Source organism: Devosia sediminis (assembly GCF_016411825.1).
Taxonomy (GTDB): Bacteria; Pseudomonadota; Alphaproteobacteria; order Rhizobiales; family Devosiaceae; genus Devosia; species Devosia sediminis.
The window spans coordinates 1,121,154-1,137,216 of record NZ_JAEKMH010000002.1 but is presented as its reverse complement, the minus strand read 5'-3'; the positions used below and the strand labels follow the sequence as shown (position 1 = coordinate 1,137,216).

The 16,063-nt window shown below is 62.9% G+C and carries 17 protein-coding genes; 5 read left to right on the top strand and 12 right to left on the bottom strand.

The window, feature by feature from the left end:
- Nucleotides 1–105 precede the first annotated feature (105 nt).
- Nucleotides 106–249 carry a hypothetical protein gene (locus JEQ47_RS12785; protein WP_198876766.1) on the bottom strand — a complete coding sequence of 48 codons (144 nt, stop codon included), beginning with the start codon at nt 247–249 and terminating at the stop codon, nt 106–108.
- Between the two features lie 186 nt (nt 250–435).
- Nucleotides 436–1,317: an abortive infection family protein gene (locus tag JEQ47_RS12780; RefSeq protein ID WP_198876765.1), complete on the bottom strand. Its 882-nt coding sequence runs from the start codon at nt 1,315–1,317 to the stop codon at nt 436–438.
- A gap of 125 nt (nt 1,318–1,442) precedes the next feature.
- Between JEQ47_RS12780 and JEQ47_RS12775 the strand changes: the two genes are divergently transcribed.
- Nucleotides 1,443–2,498 carry a hypothetical protein gene (locus JEQ47_RS12775; RefSeq protein ID WP_198876764.1) on the top strand — a complete coding sequence of 352 codons (1,056 nt, stop codon included), beginning with the start codon at nt 1,443–1,445 and terminating at the stop codon, nt 2,496–2,498.
- On the opposite strand, the gene JEQ47_RS12770 is transcribed toward JEQ47_RS12775, so the two are convergent.
- From JEQ47_RS12770 to JEQ47_RS12750, 5 genes are all read right to left on the bottom strand, one after another.
- Complete coding sequence (locus JEQ47_RS12770) at nt 2,475–3,449, bottom strand: DNA cytosine methyltransferase (protein WP_198876763.1); 975 nt, start codon at nt 3,447–3,449, stop codon at nt 2,475–2,477. The genes JEQ47_RS12775 and JEQ47_RS12770 overlap by 24 nt on opposite strands.
- A gap of 226 nt (nt 3,450–3,675) precedes the next feature.
- Entirely contained in the window at nt 3,676–4,431 is a 756-nt protein-coding gene (locus JEQ47_RS12765; RefSeq protein ID WP_198876762.1) for a metallophosphoesterase, read from the bottom strand.
- The gene (locus JEQ47_RS12760; protein WP_198876761.1) at nt 4,428–4,637 is read right to left on the bottom strand and encodes a DUF7695 domain-containing protein; all 210 of its coding nucleotides are present in this window, start codon (nt 4,635–4,637) and stop codon (nt 4,428–4,430) included. The genes JEQ47_RS12765 and JEQ47_RS12760 overlap by 4 nt, the downstream gene beginning before the upstream one ends.
- Nucleotides 4,634–4,882, bottom strand: coding sequence for a hypothetical protein (locus JEQ47_RS12755; RefSeq protein ID WP_198876760.1), 249 nt, complete (start codon nt 4,880–4,882; stop codon nt 4,634–4,636). The genes JEQ47_RS12760 and JEQ47_RS12755 overlap by 4 nt, the downstream gene beginning before the upstream one ends.
- A gap of 1 nt (nt 4,883) precedes the next feature.
- Nucleotides 4,884–6,482 (bottom strand): AAA family ATPase, encoded by a 1,599-nt coding sequence (locus JEQ47_RS12750; protein ID WP_198876759.1) that lies wholly within the window; start codon nt 6,480–6,482, stop codon nt 4,884–4,886.
- 335 nt (nt 6,483–6,817) lie between these two features.
- On the opposite strand from JEQ47_RS12750, the gene JEQ47_RS12745 reads away from it, so the two are divergent.
- Both JEQ47_RS12745 and JEQ47_RS12740 read left to right on the top strand, forming a co-directional pair.
- The gene (locus JEQ47_RS12745) at nt 6,818–7,369 is read left to right on the top strand and encodes an AcrIF11 family anti-CRISPR ADP-ribosyltransferase (RefSeq protein WP_198876758.1); all 552 of its coding nucleotides are present in this window, start codon (nt 6,818–6,820) and stop codon (nt 7,367–7,369) included.
- Nucleotides 7,366–7,869, top strand: a complete 504-nt coding sequence (locus tag JEQ47_RS12740) for a hypothetical protein (protein ID WP_198876757.1) — start codon at nt 7,366–7,368, stop codon at nt 7,867–7,869. The genes JEQ47_RS12745 and JEQ47_RS12740 overlap by 4 nt, the downstream gene beginning before the upstream one ends.
- Nucleotides 7,870–8,179: 310 nt before the next feature.
- Here the strand turns inward: JEQ47_RS12740 and JEQ47_RS12735 are convergent, their stop codons facing one another.
- The 5 genes from JEQ47_RS12735 to JEQ47_RS12715 form a co-directional block, all read right to left on the bottom strand.
- Nucleotides 8,180–9,616 (bottom strand): tyrosine-type recombinase/integrase, encoded by a 1,437-nt coding sequence (locus JEQ47_RS12735; protein WP_198876756.1) that lies wholly within the window; start codon nt 9,614–9,616, stop codon nt 8,180–8,182.
- Nucleotides 9,617–9,840: 224 nt separating this feature from the next.
- A complete protein-coding gene (locus JEQ47_RS12730) occupies nt 9,841–10,860 on the bottom strand; it encodes a carbohydrate kinase family protein (protein ID WP_198876755.1) in 1,020 nt (339 codons plus the stop codon).
- A 46-nt stretch (nt 10,861–10,906) separates the two neighbouring features.
- Nucleotides 10,907–11,797 carry a siderophore-interacting protein gene (locus JEQ47_RS12725; protein ID WP_198876754.1) on the bottom strand — a complete coding sequence of 297 codons (891 nt, stop codon included), beginning with the start codon at nt 11,795–11,797 and terminating at the stop codon, nt 10,907–10,909.
- Nucleotides 11,794–13,536 carry an ABC transporter ATP-binding protein gene (locus tag JEQ47_RS12720; protein WP_198876753.1) on the bottom strand — a complete coding sequence of 581 codons (1,743 nt, stop codon included), beginning with the start codon at nt 13,534–13,536 and terminating at the stop codon, nt 11,794–11,796. The genes JEQ47_RS12725 and JEQ47_RS12720 overlap by 4 nt, the downstream gene beginning before the upstream one ends.
- A gap of 78 nt (nt 13,537–13,614) precedes the next feature.
- Nucleotides 13,615–15,141, bottom strand: coding sequence for a sensor histidine kinase (locus tag JEQ47_RS12715; RefSeq protein ID WP_198876752.1), 1,527 nt, complete (start codon nt 15,139–15,141; stop codon nt 13,615–13,617).
- Nucleotides 15,142–15,356: 215 nt separating this feature from the next.
- On the opposite strand from JEQ47_RS12715, the gene JEQ47_RS12710 reads away from it, so the two are divergent.
- Nucleotides 15,357–15,827: a CAP domain-containing protein gene (locus JEQ47_RS12710; RefSeq protein ID WP_198876751.1), complete on the top strand. Its 471-nt coding sequence runs from the start codon at nt 15,357–15,359 to the stop codon at nt 15,825–15,827.
- Nucleotides 15,817–16,047 (top strand): sulfurtransferase TusA family protein, encoded by a 231-nt coding sequence (locus tag JEQ47_RS12705; RefSeq protein WP_236020790.1) that lies wholly within the window; start codon nt 15,817–15,819, stop codon nt 16,045–16,047. The genes JEQ47_RS12710 and JEQ47_RS12705 overlap by 11 nt, the downstream gene beginning before the upstream one ends.
- The last annotated feature ends 16 nt before the right edge of the window (nt 16,048–16,063 follow it).

Below are 16,063 nucleotides of genomic sequence, written 5' to 3'. Positions count from 1 at the left end.
CCCTATAGCCTCGCGGATAGGCGGTTATCCGTGTGTTTCCAAGGCGGCAGTCGAGATGTTGATGGACGTGTAAGTGCACTCAAAGTGCCGGCTGATGTCGCATGATCAGTCATTGATATCTGAGGCAAAGGCGGCGTTGGCAATGTCGGTCGTGCCGGCAATCGAACGCTGCGACGGCGCATGGTGGTTGGACAGGGAAAGCGTCAGCGCGATAATCGACTTTAGCGCCTCAACCAGAATGGCGGACATCCGCTCGAAGAAACCCCGCGGTATCGATTGGACCCTCGCCGTTCACGTCACCCCAACGCCGGAGAAAGTCGCTAAGATCGCGGCCTCTCATGGCTATCTGGCGGCATGCGAGCGCTGGGGCTGGCTCGGGCCCCGGACGATTTCGAACATGATCCGCGAAGGCAAGAGGCGACTGCGGCATTCTGCTTAGTCCCGCTTAGGCAGCGCCTTGTCGGGGAAGCGCAGTTTCCAAGTCTCCAGCAGGAACAGCGCCACGGCGCTCGCCGAATGGATTGCCAACCTGGCTATCCGCGCATCGACCCGCTTGAACCCTCGCTCGCGTCCGTGGGCGTCCCCGCCATGCGTCCTCAAAGCGCCGATGCCCTGCACGGCGGTGACCAACCCCGACAGCACGTTCCGCACATCGTCGGCGATCAGGTCAGGAACTCCGTCCTTCGTGGGCGACAAACCGAGCGGCTCGCGGACCGCCCGATAGAGCCCGCTAATGTCTTGCTTGGCCGGCAACTCCAGACCAAGCTCAATGAGGATCGATCGGCATACGCTCTCGATCACCGAACATGCCGCCGTCACCGCGTCCTCGGGGTCCTCCTCTGCGCTCTTTAGCGCTCGATCGAGGTCCCGATTCACCGTGTCGAAGTCGAGGTCCTCGGCCGCGGCGCTGAAAGCGGTCACCACGCCCGCCTTGGCGGTGATCTCCGAAAGCCTGACGACATGGCCGACCATCTCGAGCTTCAGGTTGTCGTAGGCTAGGAAACGATTGAGGTAATCCATAACCCGCACGTGGCGCTCTTCATCCCCGATGAAGTCCCGGGGATCCGCTGCGCGCTCGACCACCTTCTTCAGGTCGGCCTGATCGTCGAGGAAGCACATGTACTGCAGCGACGATTTCGTCGCCGGCAGGCGAGAGTGCGTGGAGAGGTCGACGATGACCTTGAACGGCTTGAAGAACTCGACCAGCTGCCAGCCGGCTCGATACAAGCCTATCGACGGCGTTGGGTCGTTCTGCGAGCCACCTGAGATGACAAGAGCAAGAGCGTCGACCGTCTGGTCGGAAAGATTGATTCGCATGCAATAGTTCTACCATCGCTCCCAGAAACAGAGCGAGAACATGCGCGGTTTCCCTTTGGATTGCCGGGTGCGTTGCCACAGATTTCGATAGCGGATACGCAGGACGGGCAAGCAAAGGAGCAATCATGGGCACGACGGAGACAGCGCGGGACCACATCTTCGGGCTGATCGATGGATACCTCGCCGATCCATCGTCGGGCGCGACAGCCATCGGCAACGCCGCGACCACCCTCGATGCTGCCGTCGTGGCAGACCTCAACGCCGTGCTCGCGGACAACCGTCCGAGCTATCGCGATGGGGTCATGATCCAGCTGGGATACGGCCTGGCCGACGCCTCTATGGACCTGACGCGCCGCCAGCAGGGAGGTCGCTCAGTCGCCCAGCAACTCGGCGCCTTCCTCGTCGAGAGGCACATCGCGGCCGTCAAGGACGCCTATCAGAACATCGCCAAGAACACCGACGTCCTCAACCGCGGCAACGTCCCTCCGTTCGATCGGCTTCTGGTGTGGGCCAACACTGCCGATCAGGACCACCGGATGCTCGCGCTGCAATACACCTGCGCCTCGGTGGCCGCCACCTCGCGACCCGTGCTGCCGATGCCAGCACTCAATCGCAGTGCGCTGACATTCGCTCGCGTCGTGAAGCTGCTGCACAGGATGCTGGCCATGTCCTCGGGTGGTGCCTTCGACCAGTTCACCGTCGCCGCGCTGCTCAACGCCACTATCGAGAACCATGGCGAGGGCCGTGCGCGGGTCGAGACCAAGAACCTCAACGCGTCTGACCGGTCATCATTCGCCGCCGGCGACGTCCAGGTCGTGACGGGAAATCGTGTCCTCGAGGCGTTCGAAGTCACTGCCAACGACTGGCGTACCAAGCTCGCCGGCAGCACGAAAACGATCAAGGACAACGACCTGTCGCGGCTCCATATCGTCGCCAGACGCCCCGAGGGCGATCGCGGCGATGTCGACACGGCTCTTGGTGGCGTCTCGGAGGACGTCTCGGTCCTCGACACCCGCCAAGTCGTCGAGGTCGTGGTGGCGATACTCACCCGGCCGCAACGAGCCGAGGCCCTGCAGCGGCTCTACGAATACCTCGACCGCTACCAGCCGGACACCAGCCGGACCAATGCCTTCGTCGAAGCGCTGAAGGACGAGGGGTTAGTGGAGAGCGCTGGCGATTGACGCGCCGACGACCTCTGCCAGCCTCGGTGGCACTGCGTTTCCGACCTGCGTGTACTGCGAGCTCTTGGACCCGGCGAAGACCATGTCCTTCGGGAACGTCTGGATCAGAGCGGATTCTAGCACGGATAGGCGACGTCCGCCCTCCAGGGCACCAGACCGAGGCTTGCCGCCGCCAAGCAGGTGACGATGATAGTTCGGCACCTGTTCCAGCTCGTCGATGAAATGCGTCTTGTTGCCCCCGGCTGAGGCCAAGATCGTCGGCGCCGGCACTGCCAAATTGATGGCGCGCCCACCACCATTGAACAGCTGGCCAGCATACGGACTGACTCGGAGATCCGGCGTCTTGGCGTACATCACCTTCGAACCGTTTGCCTCGCCCTGAAGCTTGTCGCGACTGATCACACTGCCCGCCGGGACATAGGAACCGACACCATGTGTGGCTTTCGGGAACTCGAAGCGCTTCCCGAGAAAGCCGATGATCATGACGCGCATGCGCTTCTGCGGCACGCCATAGTCGGCAGCATTGATCAGCTGCGGCCCAACGACTGTGTATTCCTCCGGAAACATTGCGAGCACCTCGTCGAGGTATTCGCAGTTCCGCGGCGCAAGAAGGCCAGCCACATTCTCCATGAGGAAGGCGCGAGGACGTGCTTCCCTCACGGCGCGGACGAACTGAGGCAGCATATCCCGTGCATCTTGAGCCGCGAGCCGCTTGCCACCGTTCGAGAATGGTTGGCAAGGAGGACCACCAGCGACGAGGTCAACGCCACGCCAATGGGTGAAGTCCACATCCATCACCGACCGATTGAGAACCTCGGCGTGGGGCATTGCCATCTTGTAGGTGGCGCAAGCGTCCTTGTTCATGTCCAGCGCCATTACCGAAGTGAAGCCGGCCCGCTCCAGCCCAAGGCTCAGGCCTCCGGCGCCGCTGAACAAATCGATGCTGGTCAATTGCAAGGCATTATCCCCCGATTGCGCGAATCTTAACGCAGGCACACCACCAACCGGTAAACGCGAACCTACCCAGAACGAACGTCCCGTCCAGAGGGTTTCTGCCTGCATACACGCAAGTGATGACGCCACCTGTCAGCAACCTGCCCACGACCTGCCAGCAGATCATCATGATCTGCAAATCGCCAGCATCCCGAATTAGCTAACAATTTCAAAGCGCTACCCCTCATACTTCGACGACAAAATCCTCGACGAAGCCGCTGTCCTCAACCCATTCGTCGCCCTGATACCCCCGCGGGTTCGCGATTATTCGAGTGTTTCTAATGTGATAGTCATGATGCTGGTGCACGTGCCCATGCACCCAGAGCTCTGGCTGGTGTTTATGGATCATTCCCTCGAGATCGCTGGCAAAGGCGGCGTCGGGGGTGTCGACCGCGCCAGCGATTGATCGGCGCGACGGCGCGTGATGCGTGATGACGACCGTGGGGCCGGCGAACGGCTGTAACAGTACACCCTCGATCGCCGCGCGGTGCTGGCGGTGGGCGGCGCTGGTGTCGGCTGGCCAGATCAGCGTACCGTCGTCACGACGGATTTTCGCATAGTCCGGCATTTGCTGCGCTGCCCATGCTTCCGAGCCGTACACGTCGTCTGCCAGCGTGAAGTCCGTCCACAGCGTGGCGCCGATGAATCGAGCGCCGCCGATGACGACGCTCTGGCCGGCCGGCAAGATGTGGATTCCGTCACGCTCCAGCCGTTTGTTGCCGACGATGCCATTGAGCGGCACGCCGAACAGATCGTGATTCCCCGGGACGAAAATGATCGGCGCAGACGTGTGCTGGCCAATCCTGAACAGCTCGCGCTGCGCCGGCAGCGGGCCATTGGACACGTCGCCGGCGATGATCATGACGTCGTGCCCGGGTACCTGCGCCGGCGTCCAGGGATAGTGATCGCAGTGCAAGTCAGAGACGACCCAGAGTTTCATTCGCCGTCTCCCCTCGGACGCGTGATCGACGTGTCCTCCCACCGCGCCTCCTTCTTGTAGACGCGGCGCAGGTATTCATCGCCCCCATCGACTGCGATGCTGCCGCAGCGGCAAAACTTGAAATCGTGCCTGTGAACGCTGACGATCTCGGTGTTACAGTCGAGGCAGCGGGCGCTGTTTCTCTCAATGATGTCGCCGTAGTTCATTCCTGTTCTCCCTTCAGTACGTCTTCGGCGCCGGCGATCCCCACCTGTGCCAAAGCTTCCAGCAGCATCTGCAGCCAAGGCTTTCCGGCACCGGCTGTGAGCAAGGCGCGGACGGTCATCGGCGTCGGATGCTCCAGCGCCGCCGCGGCCAGATCGGCCACAGCAGGGTCACGTTGACGGATCATGCCAACGGCAACGCGGTAAGCGCCGACAGCGAGTCGGCGATCGCTTTCACGGATCACCATGTCAGCACCTGCCGATCAGGTGATCGCGCCCATCAATCAGCGTGGTGACGATGCGTGTTAACTGACGGATCGACCCGCCGGGCCACGCCTGCCGAACGAGGTCCATTTCGTCCTCGGCGAGATCCGCGAACCACCTGGCATCGACGCCCCGCTCGCGCGCGATCCGCTGCACGATCTGGCGCGACAGCGTGCCGAGGTGCTCCCACGTTGGTTCCGGCATCACCAGAATCCTCATGCGGTCGCGCAGCGGCGCGGGGATGCCATCGATCGTATTCGCCGTGCCGAAGTGGCTGACGAAGCTCAGATCGACTTCGGCCTCCAACGCGAGGTCGCGGAAGCGCTTGGCTTGATCGGCTTCGAGCAGGGGCAGCATGGCATCGAGCGGGCTGCCATTTTGACTGCCGGTGCTGGCCTTCTCGACTTCGTCCCAGATAACGCCAACTGACGCGCTCTTCGACCGCTTGATGACTTGGAGCGGCACACACTCCCGAGCCGTGCTCCATTGTGCACTGGTGCCGACGAGCGAGGAATCGGCAATGCCGGCCAGATTGTAGAGATCCGAAGGCAGACCAATCTGGTCGCAGATCGCCCGCGCCAATGAGCTCTTGCCGGAACCCGGAGGTCCAACGAAAAGCGTCGGGCGAAATTTGACCTCCTCGCGGACGGCAAGATCGCCAAGCACAACGTCGATGACATCAGCGGCGTGTGGCCAGCGCTCGACCAGCGAGCGGCGATGAGAGGCCACGTCGCCGCGCAGCACGACCGGCAGCGGCTGGCCGTCCATGCCGGCCCAGCCCTTTTGCAGGTCCTTCCGATGCCCTGTGCCGCCCTCGGGGAAGGCTGGCACGACAACGATTTCGCGGACATTCGGGGACCAGAACTCGGCCCGGACCTCCATGACGGCACGAATGAAATCCTCGTCGTCGGGGTCGACGCCGCGAACTGCAGCGAGAACCTCGAGCCGCCCACGGTCGGCAGGCTCGGCGACCTTTGCCTTTGCTGCTGCCTCAGCTTCGGCGGCGGCGAGACGGATGTCTTCAAGCACTGCGGCTTGGCTGGCGATCCAGTGCCGACCGCGCGAGTGATATTCAAACATCGACTGGCGGCTGTAGCTATGCACCAGGCCGATCGAGACAGCGTATCGCTGCGCTTGCGTGAAACCGCTGTCGCCGTACTGCTGAGAAGCGGCGATCTTCGATAGCTCGTTGCGTGCGGCCTCATCGCGCAAGCAGGCTCTGTAGACGAGCATGCGCGTGACCGCGTCGTCGTCCTGGACTGATCGCGCTGCCTGCTCGACCGGCTTGATCGTCTGCAGGCTCACGCTGTCACGCAGAGCCCGCAGAGCTCGGCCAAAATTCACGCTGCAACCGGCAGCCTTCACCATGGACTGATAGCTTCGCAGGTCGCCAGCGTTGCTAAGCATGTGCTGGCACCATGACCGGGCATCGATGCGGATGTCGCCGCCCATGAATGGCGCGCCCGACAATAGATCGTCGACGTCTGGCCGGGTGCCCGAAATGAATACGTCGTGGCTCTTCTTGCGAGCTGCATAGTGCTCGCGAGCGCCGTCCGAGGCGCCAGTCTTGTCCTTCGATGTCATGATGGGAAGTGTCGTGGGCCGATTCCGGCACCCTGCCCCGTGGCACTCCTGCATCTGCAGGGCTGGGCCCGGGGATACGCGGTCGCGACGAAGGCGACCTGCGACATTAGCTAGCCTGGAATGGAGCGGCTGTCCGGGGAAAAGTTAGATGGCATTTTACGGACCTGATCGCCGGCAAAAGGCACGGTCTCTAACACACTGATTTTACATGCGTTCTGGACATAATGCATTGCGACGTCGATTTTTGGCGGTGGCGGTATTGATGTTCGCATATGCGGACTTCATATTGTTGTCATCGGCGGTGAACAAGCGGTCGATGAGACGGAGACCGACCGATGATCAAGCTGTTCCACTCCGCTAACACTGCCCCCGAAGTTGGCAGCCACCCTTACTTTGACGAGTTCGTCTTCTTCACGGACTATGTTCAGTTGGTCCGCGGAGACAGAGTTTTCACTGTCGAAGCAGATGAGGATCAGATCATCGATGTGGAGCACGTTCTGAGCTACGAAGAGAACGACAACATGCGTGGATTAGTCGGCGAAGTGAAGGCGCTGATCAAGAAACAGCACGGCCTCAACATCGACGACGAGATTGCCGAAGGTCTGATTGATCAGACCCTTCAATATGACGAGACCCTCGTCGACTACACGCTCGATAGCGACGACTTCGAAAGCTATTCAGATTTCCGCGAAACACGCGATTTCGAACGCAGCAATTTCGAAGTCGATTCCGATACGGCGTGGTTGCTTCAGATTATGGGTCCTCGCGCAGCGAAGGTCGCCGGTTTCCGCGGCGTCTTTCTGACTGATGAAATGGGACGTTCCATCGCGATCGACATGGACGGACGGGAAGCAGAATTCGTGCTGTTCGAGAGGGAGACAGCATGACTGGGGCCGAACTGCAAGAAATCCGTCATCGCCTAGGGCTGTCCACGACGGCCCTGGGTCGGGCCTTCGGCTACGAAGGTCGCGACGTGACCGCGTCGGGCACGATCCGCAAATACGAAAGCGGCGAGAGGAAAATCCCGCCATGGCTGGGCAGGCTGGCGATCATGTTCGACAGGCATGGCGTGCCCCCGGAGTGGATCGAAGGCGCGCCGGCTCCGCAGAAGCGTGGGAGGAAACCCAAACCCATGCCGGAATATTTCGTCATCGCCCGCCGCTTCCGGCTTCATGACGGCCGTTGGAAAACGACGGGTAAGAAGGAAGTCTGGGAGCATCGCGGCAGCGATCGAGCCGCAGCGATGAAGTTCGTCGATGAGCACAACGTCGAGGACGAGGGCATCTGGATTTCACTCGACCGCGTGTCGATCGGAATGAAACGACCCGGAATTCCGGGCATCGTTTGGAAAGAGGTCGACGAAAATTCAGAAGAAAGGAACGTCTGAAGTGACTGTCACGCTAGCTCAAGTCCGAAGGGCCGCGAAGAAGGCCGGCGTCACCGTCGACTACACGCCGGAGAACAGATATCAGTCCTGTCGGACGCTTGAGCTGATAGCACCGGCTGGGAAGTGTTTCGCCACCGTTCAGTTGCACACGACAGTTTCATCAATCACGTCCCACGTCGATGATCCAGTCGTTGAAGACTTCTCCTTTGCTCTTGATGAAATTGCGAGCTTGGAAGACTGCACTGACCCGGACTGCGAATGGTGCCACCCGACTGCCGACGAATGAGCTGGGGCCCCACGGGGCCCTTTCTCATTCCGCTGCCAGCAGCACCCTGCCGCCACCATTCTTGCGCGCCGCCGTGACCGCCGCCTTGATCGCTACCGCCGATTCCAGCCTGGCCGCAGCGCCGGCGATCTCGGCTTCGACAGCGCTGCACCATGCTTGCATGATCGGCCACGTCCTGTGCGTGCCATTGTGCAACGCATAGTGAGCACCAGTCACGTCTCTGGCGTCCGGGTTGTGGTCGAGGATAGCGGCAGTGTCCGTCCGCAGCAGGCCGAGCGTCGTCTCGCCATGCGTCGCGAACGCACGCCTGACGTCGTGAGGCGAGGCGTGGACGCCGGGCAGCCAGCCCAACATATGAGTGAGTGTGCTCGGATTGATATGCGTCAGCTCCTCGCCCTGCCGACGCGCGCGGATCTGGGGGAACAGCCAGGCGGAATCGGTCTCGACGTCGAGCATGCGCTGCACCACCGCCCACGCGACCGGCGGCAGCGGGATCGTGTGCGGTCGGCGCTTCGCCTTCTTCGAGCGGCTCTTCATCGACCGCGGCGGGATATGCCACAGACCACCCTGCCCTTCACCGAGCGCCTCGAAATCCTGCCGGCGGGCTTCGACGACCGTTCGCCGACGCTGCACGGTCCAGCACATCAATTCCAAGGCCGCGGCTACGGTGTCATGCACCGCGCCTGACCGGGCGATCGCCACGATCCTGCCGATCTCGGTCATCGGCGGCACGTAACCGGGACCGAACGGATCCTCTGGGTCCGTGTCGTCTTCGATCAGCGACGGCTCCGGGGCTTTCAGGCCGTGCATGATCCCCGGCTGCACGCCGCTCTTGGCGGCTTGGCCATCCTCGGCCAACCAATTCCAGAACCTGCTCAGGACCCTCTGCGTGTTTTGGGCATGGGTCTCGCGACCGGATCGGTGAATGTCGCCGAGTATGCCTGCCAACTGCTGTCGCGTGATCAGCGGAAGCGGTGTGCCATCGAGGTCCTTGAGGTCCTCACCGCAGAGCTTCCAGCTGTAGTCTTTCCACGTGTCATGGCGACGGGTGCGGTGGACCTCCGCGAGGAACTTTTCGCGGCCCTCGGCGAAGGTCCAAGCAAAGACTTGCCGCGGTGCCGGATCCGGCGCGGCCAATGTCACCGCCTCGGCCTTGCCCATGGCCGAACGCATCCGATCCAGCCAAGCCTCGTCGGGGACGCCCATCTTGTCGCGGAGCATCAGCTGGGCGCGATCGACGATCGACCTCGCCTCAGCGATGGTCCACAGATCCACGTCGCCTAACGCCAACCGCTTGTCCTTGCCACCCATCTGATAGCGCAACGACCATTGGACGCCCGTCGCCGAGACGCGGAGCGACAGCCCACGGCTCCGGGCATCGACGATATCGTGCCGGCGGCAGCCGGGGCCGCTGTCGGACTTGGCCTTGGCGATGGTGGTGGCGGTGATCGTGACTGGCATGCTGGGGCGACCTCTGCTCGCCCCAATGGCCGACTGGGGCGACATTGGGGCGACTTCCAGCAAATCAGCCACCGCTCGCGTTTTCAAGGGCCGTCGCGCTATGTCGTTAACAGAAAAGAGAAGTTTGGCGATCTACGCTACAGATCGATGCCGCCGAATGCCCCAGAATTGGCTGTAACACGGATTTCCTAATCCTGAGGCCACTGGTTCGAATCCAGTCGGGATCACCAGTTTTCCAACCGTGACATTACGATATCCGCCTCGGACGCCGTGAGCGGACCTTTGATTCCGACCTTTTTTCGGGCGAGGGCAAAGCCGAGACCGGCGGCCCGGAGGGGCTCGTCGGGGTTTTCCGCGTAGGCGCTGAGGAAACCGCCGCAGAAGGTATCGCCGGCGCCATTGGGGTCGACAGCGAGGAAGTCCTGTGCCGGGGCGCGTTCGGGCAGTGACTCGGCGCCGGAGGCCGAAAAGACCGTCGCGCCGGCATGGGTGCGGGCCACGATCTTCGCCCCCGGGGTGAGGCGGTCCAGCAGGCCCGGAACCGACTCCGAACCACCCAGCAGGGCAAATTCCTCGGCATTGAGATGAAGAATATTGGTCTGGCGGAGGAGCGGGGAAAGCCCCTGCCCGCCCGGCGCGATCCAGGCCATGCCGGGATCGAGGGAAACCATCAGCGATGGATTGAAGCTGCGAGCGGTCGCGAGAATGCCTGCGATGAGGCCGGGGGCCTCGGGATCGAGGAAGGAGGTGACATGGACGAGGTCTCGTCCGGCTATCGCTTTGGCGAGTTGGTCGCGGTTTGCGGTGAGCCAGGCGGCGATGCCGGCGTTGGCGCCGAGAGCCGTCAGCAGAGTGCGGCCCGATGGTTCGACCATGGCGAGGCACGTGGCGGGCGGCAGCGGTGAGACGGCGACTGAGCCGGTGTCGACGGCCCATTCCACCAGCGTGGCGAGATGCGGCTGAGTGCCGGCCACGGAACCGGCAATGCCAAAGAAGGCGAGGTCGAAGGCCCGGTCGCGATTGAGCAGCGCCACGACGCGAGCAACGTTGAAGGCAGAGCCGCCGAGCCAGGTGGCGGCGCCCCTGCCCTCGAGAAGCGCGCTGCCGCGCTGGGCCACGGCGTCGGAGACCGGCGTTTCGACCAGCGGGGTCGCCTCGGCGCCGAGCAAAGGCAGCAGGTCAGCCGTCGGCTGCTCCACCACCACATCGCGGTTCATGGCGCCCAGAAATCCGATTTTTCTCATGGATCGCTGGTAGCGCGGGGCCCGTCGCCAGACAAGCGGACCGCTTTCAGAGGCCGTATTTTTCCAGCGTGGCGTAGTATTCGTCGCGCAGTTCCTCGACGTCGCGGCCGGAGGACCAGGAGGCGTCGATGGCGTCCTTGACCTCCTGCGGCACCTCTTTCCAGCGTGCTTCCCAGGCTTCGCTCTCATTGGTCCAGTAGGAGACGAGCTCGTAGCGATCGGTTGGGAGCTTCAGCTCCTGGCGGACGAACTTGCGGATGGCGCGCACGGTACGCTGTTCGCCGGCGACCCAGATGTAGCCCGGCGTGGGAGACAGCGGCATGGCCTTGATGACATCGGCCATGCGGCTGGGCGCTACACCATTGCCACTGCGATGCAGCCAGGTGACGGTGGCGAAGTCGTGATGCGGCAAGGGCTGCTCATGCTCGGGCGCGGCAACCTCGACAAATACACGGGTCTGCAGGTTTTTCGGCGATTGCTCTAGGAGACGGGACAGCGCCGGAATGCCGGTCGCGTCGCAGACCAGCAATTGCCAAGTTGTGTCCTCGGGACGGGCACAGATGCCGCGGGGGCGATTGACGGTGATGCGGTCGCCGGGCCGGGCCTTCTGCGCCCATTCGCTGGCAAGCCCGCCCTCGTGCACGACGAAGTCGATGTCGAGTTCATTGGCCTCGGGGCGATGGGCGCGCACGGTGTAGGTCGAGCAGCGGATGGCCTCCTGACCGCCATCGGGATAGGTCCAGCGGCCATTCTCGTCGATATGGGGCAGATGCAGGCGTCCGGTTTCCTCGTTGGGAAAGAAGAAGCGCATGTATTCGTCAGCAATGCCGGTGCCGGGATAACCGGCCAAGCCCTCGCCGCCAAAGGTGAGCCGCATCATGCCCGGCGTCAGGTAGCGGGTGGCGAGGACGGTGGCATCGTAGAAGATCTTGCTCATGCTGAAGTCCTCGGTGTGGCGAGACCGCCGAACTGGGCCGAATGGAGATGGGCATAGGCGCCGTTGCGGGCCAGTAGCTCATCGTGCGGCCCCTGTTCGACAATGCCGGTTTCGTCGACGACGACGATGCGGTCGGCATGCTGGATGGTGGCCAGACGATGGGCGATGACCAGAGTGGTGCGGCCACGCGACAACTCGGTCAGCGACTGCTGGATCGCCAGCTCGGTGGCGGTGTCGAGGGCGGAGGTGGCCTCGTCGAGCACCAGGATGGGCGGGTTCTTGAGGAAGATGCGCGCAATGGCGACACGCTGCTTCTGCCCGCCCGATAGCTTGACGCCGCGTTCGCCCACAACCGTGTCGAGGCCATCCGGCAGGCGCTTGATGACGCTGTCGAGCCGGGCCGCGCGGGCGGCAGCGAGGATGTCCTCGTCGGTGGCGCCGAGGCGGCCATAGGCGATGTTCTCGCGCAGCGTGCCGCCGAACAGGAAGACATCCTGCTGCACGATGCCGATCTGACTGCGGAGGCTCGCCTGGGTCATGTCGCGGATGTCGATGCCGTCGATGCTGATGGCGCCATCGCTGATTTCGTAAAAGCGCGGAAGCAGCGCGCAGAGCGTGGTCTTGCCGGCGCCGGAGGGTCCGACAATGGCTACCGTCTCCCCTGCCCGCACGGAGAGGCTCAGCCCATCGATGACCTTGCGACCCCCATGCTCGTAGGCAAAGCCGACGTCGCGGAACTCGATATCGCCGCGCAGGTGATCGACAACCTTGGCGCCCGGGCGATCGGCGATGTCGGGCTCAGTGTCCATGAGCTTGGTGAAGCGGCTGAAGCCGGCAATGCCCTTGGGGTACATTTCCAGCACGCCGGTGATCTGGTCGATGGGGCGCATGAAGACGTTGACCAGCAACAGGAAGCTGACGAAACCGCCATAGCTGAGCTGGTCCGAGGTCACGAGCCAGGCGCCGAACAACATGACGGCGAGCTGGACGAGGCGCGTCGAAAGGAAGGTGACGACATTGCTGGCCGTCATCAGCGCATAGGCCTGGAGCTTGGTGGTCCGGTAGGCCTCGTTATTGCCGGCGAAGAGCTTTTCCTCGTGCGGCTCGTTGGCAAAGGCTTTTACGACGCGAACGCCGCCGATGGAATCTTCGACGCGGGTGTTGAAGTCGCCGACGCGGCTATAGAGCTCGCGCCAGTTGCGGTTCATGCGGGCGCCGTAGGTGGTGACCAGCCAGGTCATGACGGGCACCAGCGTCACGGTGATGGCCGCCAATTGCCAGTTAGTCATGAACATCAGGATAAAGGCGCCGAGGAAGGTCATGATGGCGAGGAACAGGTCCTCGGGGCCGTGATGGGCGACTTCACCGATGTCTTCGAGGCCCTTGGTCACGTGGGTGATGAGGTGGCCGGTCTTGTTGTTGTCGAAGAAGCGAAAGCTCAGTTTCTGCAGGTGATTGAACACCTGGCGCCGCATGTCGGTCTCGATATGGATGCCCAGCATGTGGCCGAAATAATTGACCACGCCGCGCAGCGCCGCCGTGAGGCAGTAAATGACGAGCAGCACGATGCCGGTCAGCACAATGAGGTTGAAATTGCCCTGGGGGAGCAGCGTGTCGATGAAGTAGGCGACTGCCAGGGGGAAGGCCAGCTCGAGCAGGCCGGCGACCACGGCACTGCCGAAATCGAGCGCGAAAAGACCCTTATAGGGGACGTAATAGGAGAAGAACCGCTTCAGCATGATAACTTGACTTGAATAATCCGGTTACCCATTGCCCCATTCGCGGCGCGCGAACAAGGTCAAAATGGGCTCATCGGTTCACTGTCGCGTCGGATGTCCGGCAACCGCCAAGGCCAGGTCGGCTTCAAAATGGGTGCCCTCTTCGGATCTGAAGCGGTAGGTGCCACCCATCTGCGAGACCACGCCACGGACCAGGCGAAGTCCCATGCTGGCAGACGTATCGGCGGGCTCGCCCATGCCCGGACCGTTATCGGATACGGTAAGTTGGGCGCGGCCGCCTCCCTTGTCGCGCAGGGTGACGGTGATGATGCCGCGCCGGCCATCGTTGAAGGCGTATTTCAACGCATTGGTGACCAGCTCGCTCAGCAGCAGCGAAAGCGGCGTGGCATGGTCGCGATCCACCGGCACATGGTCGAGGTCGTAAACCACGCGCACATCGACGCCATATGCATGTATGACCTCATCGACCACGACCTGGACCAGGTCATGGGCGTCGATGTCCTCGTAGCGGTCGTGCTGGTAGATGTGCTGGTGCATGGCCGCCATGGCACTGAGGCGGCTCTGCAGATCCGCCTTGGCGCCGGCCGGAATATCCTGCATTCGAACAAGGGACTGCACCGACTGCAGGTTGTTCTTCACCCGGTGATGAATCTCGCGGAACAGCAGCACATTGGTTTCGTTGGCGGCTTCGAGTTCGGCACGGCGACGGGCGTCGCGCCGCAGCAGCCGGAGAATCCAAATGCACCCCCCGACAAGGCCGAGCAGAATCGGCGCCGCGATAATGAGCACCGAGATGATGGCTGCGCGCAGGCTATTCCAGGTCTCGTTGGTGGCGATGGAGGCCAGGGCCAGGATTTCGGTGCCCGGGACGGCGCGATAGCTGACGACACGCGATATGCCGTCCACCGGCGACACATCGGAGAAATAGGTGCCCGCCTCGGCCGCCGGCAGGTGCTGGGTGATCAGCGGGTGCTGGGACAGGTCCACAGGCTCGCCGACAGCGGGCGCGCGCGCCATCAGCGCCCCGTCCCGCCGCACCAGGCTCACGGTCGAACCGTCTTCGAGATCGAGGCTGGAGAGGAAAGATTGCAGCAGCGAGGCGCTGAATGAAACCATGATCGCCCCGGCGAAATCGCCCTGGCGGTTCACGCGGCGCGAGAAAACGAAGATCGGCTCGCTGGTCAGGCGGCTGACCAGGAGGCCCGACGTGTAGGACGACGCACCATCGCGGAGCGCCGTGAAGTATTCACGATCCGCGACGTTGACCGCTGCGGAGCCGGGCACGGTGGAAAACAGCGTGTGGGCATCGGCATCGATGATGTAGACGTCGATATTGCCGGGAAGTCCCTCGACAGCGGCCTGAAGAACTTCACTGTCGTTGCTCAGCGTCGGGCCGAGCGCGGCATCGACGCGCCGCAGCGTCTGGTTGGCCACCTGCGCCACCCAGCCGGCATTGGTGGCGACGACCTGCGCGGCGGCCTGCGAGCGCTCCTCAAGGCGGGTCCGCGTCTGGCCGATGGCCTGAAAGACGAAGTAGGCGAAGACGCAGGCAAAGGCCGCAACGCAGATGGACAGAATGGCAACCGCCACCGTTGCGGCGCGCACTTCCCCAATCCGGGTCTTATTCTCCCCCAACAGCCATGCCTCCCACAATCCTGCCCTTTTTTGCAGGCTTTCGTTGCGTCGCATAGGCCCAAAACAGATGCAGTTGTCGAAGTTTACCGTGCAAGCCCCGATTGACGGCGGCGCACGGGCATTAAGATGGCGGAAGGCTGGCCGTGATAGTGGCGGTAGTTTCCCGGCGAACCGAAAGGAATGACATGAAGAACCTCCATGCAATGCTGGCCGCAGGCGCCGTCGCCGTGATTCTGGCCGGATGCTCGTCCTTCAGCGGGCCAGCATCGCCGGGCGCGCTGTCGGCCGGCCTGTCGGCGCGCATGGACCAGCCCAATGCCACCCTGAACAGCCAGGAAGCCATCGGCCTCGTCAACGCCTATCGCGCCACCCGCAACATGCCGCCGCTGGTGGCCGATGCCGGACTTAACGGCACTGCACAGGCGCTGGCCAACCAGTATGCCCAGACCGGCACGGCGCCGACCAAGCCGCAAGCGCTGGCGCAGATGAAGCTGAGCGCCGGCTATGCCACGTTTGCGGAAACCTTCTCGGGCTGGCGCAACAATGCCGCCGACGCCGTGGGGCTTGCCGCACCGGCGACCAAGGCCGGCATTGCCGTGGCTTATAACCCGACATCGAGCTATGGTGTGCACTGGGTGCTGGTCCTTGGCAACTGACGGCCAAACTATCGACGCCAGGGGGCTGAAATGCCCCCTGCCCGTACTGAAGCTGGAAAAGCGGCTGGCGGAGGTGGTGAGCGGGACCGCCATTACGGTCCTCGCCACGGACCCGATGGCGAAGATCGATATTCCGCTTCATTGTCGACGGAACGGACATGACTGCGCCGCCGACGAGGCCGACGGCGCCTTGCGGTTCGTGGTGACGAAGGGAAGCTAGGGTCTTAAGGGCCAAG

Excerpts from the sequence above, each read along its gene's own strand:
- JEQ47_RS12785 (WP_198876766.1), bottom strand. The coding sequence starts at position 249 with ATGTCCGCCATTCTGGTTGAGGCGCTAAAGTCGATTATCGCGCTGACG.
- JEQ47_RS12780 (WP_198876765.1), bottom strand. The coding sequence starts at position 1,317 with ATGCGAATCAATCTTTCCGACCAGACGGTCGACGCTCTTGCTCTTGTC.
- JEQ47_RS12775 (WP_198876764.1), top strand. The coding sequence starts at position 1,443 with ATGGGCACGACGGAGACAGCGCGGGACCACATCTTCGGGCTGATCGAT.
- JEQ47_RS12765 (WP_198876762.1), bottom strand. The coding sequence starts at position 4,431 with ATGAAACTCTGGGTCGTCTCTGACTTGCACTGCGATCACTATCCCTGG.
- JEQ47_RS12760 (WP_198876761.1), bottom strand. The coding sequence starts at position 4,637 with ATGAACTACGGCGACATCATTGAGAGAAACAGCGCCCGCTGCCTCGAC.
- JEQ47_RS12755 (WP_198876760.1), bottom strand. The coding sequence starts at position 4,882 with ATGGTGATCCGTGAAAGCGATCGCCGACTCGCTGTCGGCGCTTACCGC.
- JEQ47_RS12750 (WP_198876759.1), bottom strand. The coding sequence starts at position 6,482 with ATGACATCGAAGGACAAGACTGGCGCCTCGGACGGCGCTCGCGAGCAC.
- JEQ47_RS12745 (WP_198876758.1), top strand. The coding sequence starts at position 6,818 with ATGATCAAGCTGTTCCACTCCGCTAACACTGCCCCCGAAGTTGGCAGC.
- JEQ47_RS12740 (WP_198876757.1), top strand. The coding sequence starts at position 7,366 with ATGACTGGGGCCGAACTGCAAGAAATCCGTCATCGCCTAGGGCTGTCC.
- JEQ47_RS12735 (WP_198876756.1), bottom strand. The coding sequence starts at position 9,616 with ATGCCAGTCACGATCACCGCCACCACCATCGCCAAGGCCAAGTCCGAC.
- JEQ47_RS12730 (WP_198876755.1), bottom strand. The coding sequence starts at position 10,860 with ATGAGAAAAATCGGATTTCTGGGCGCCATGAACCGCGATGTGGTGGTG.
- JEQ47_RS12725 (WP_198876754.1), bottom strand. The coding sequence starts at position 11,797 with ATGAGCAAGATCTTCTACGATGCCACCGTCCTCGCCACCCGCTACCTG.
- JEQ47_RS12720 (WP_198876753.1), bottom strand. The coding sequence starts at position 13,536 with ATGCTGAAGCGGTTCTTCTCCTATTACGTCCCCTATAAGGGTCTTTTC.
- JEQ47_RS12710 (WP_198876751.1), top strand. The coding sequence starts at position 15,357 with ATGAAGAACCTCCATGCAATGCTGGCCGCAGGCGCCGTCGCCGTGATT.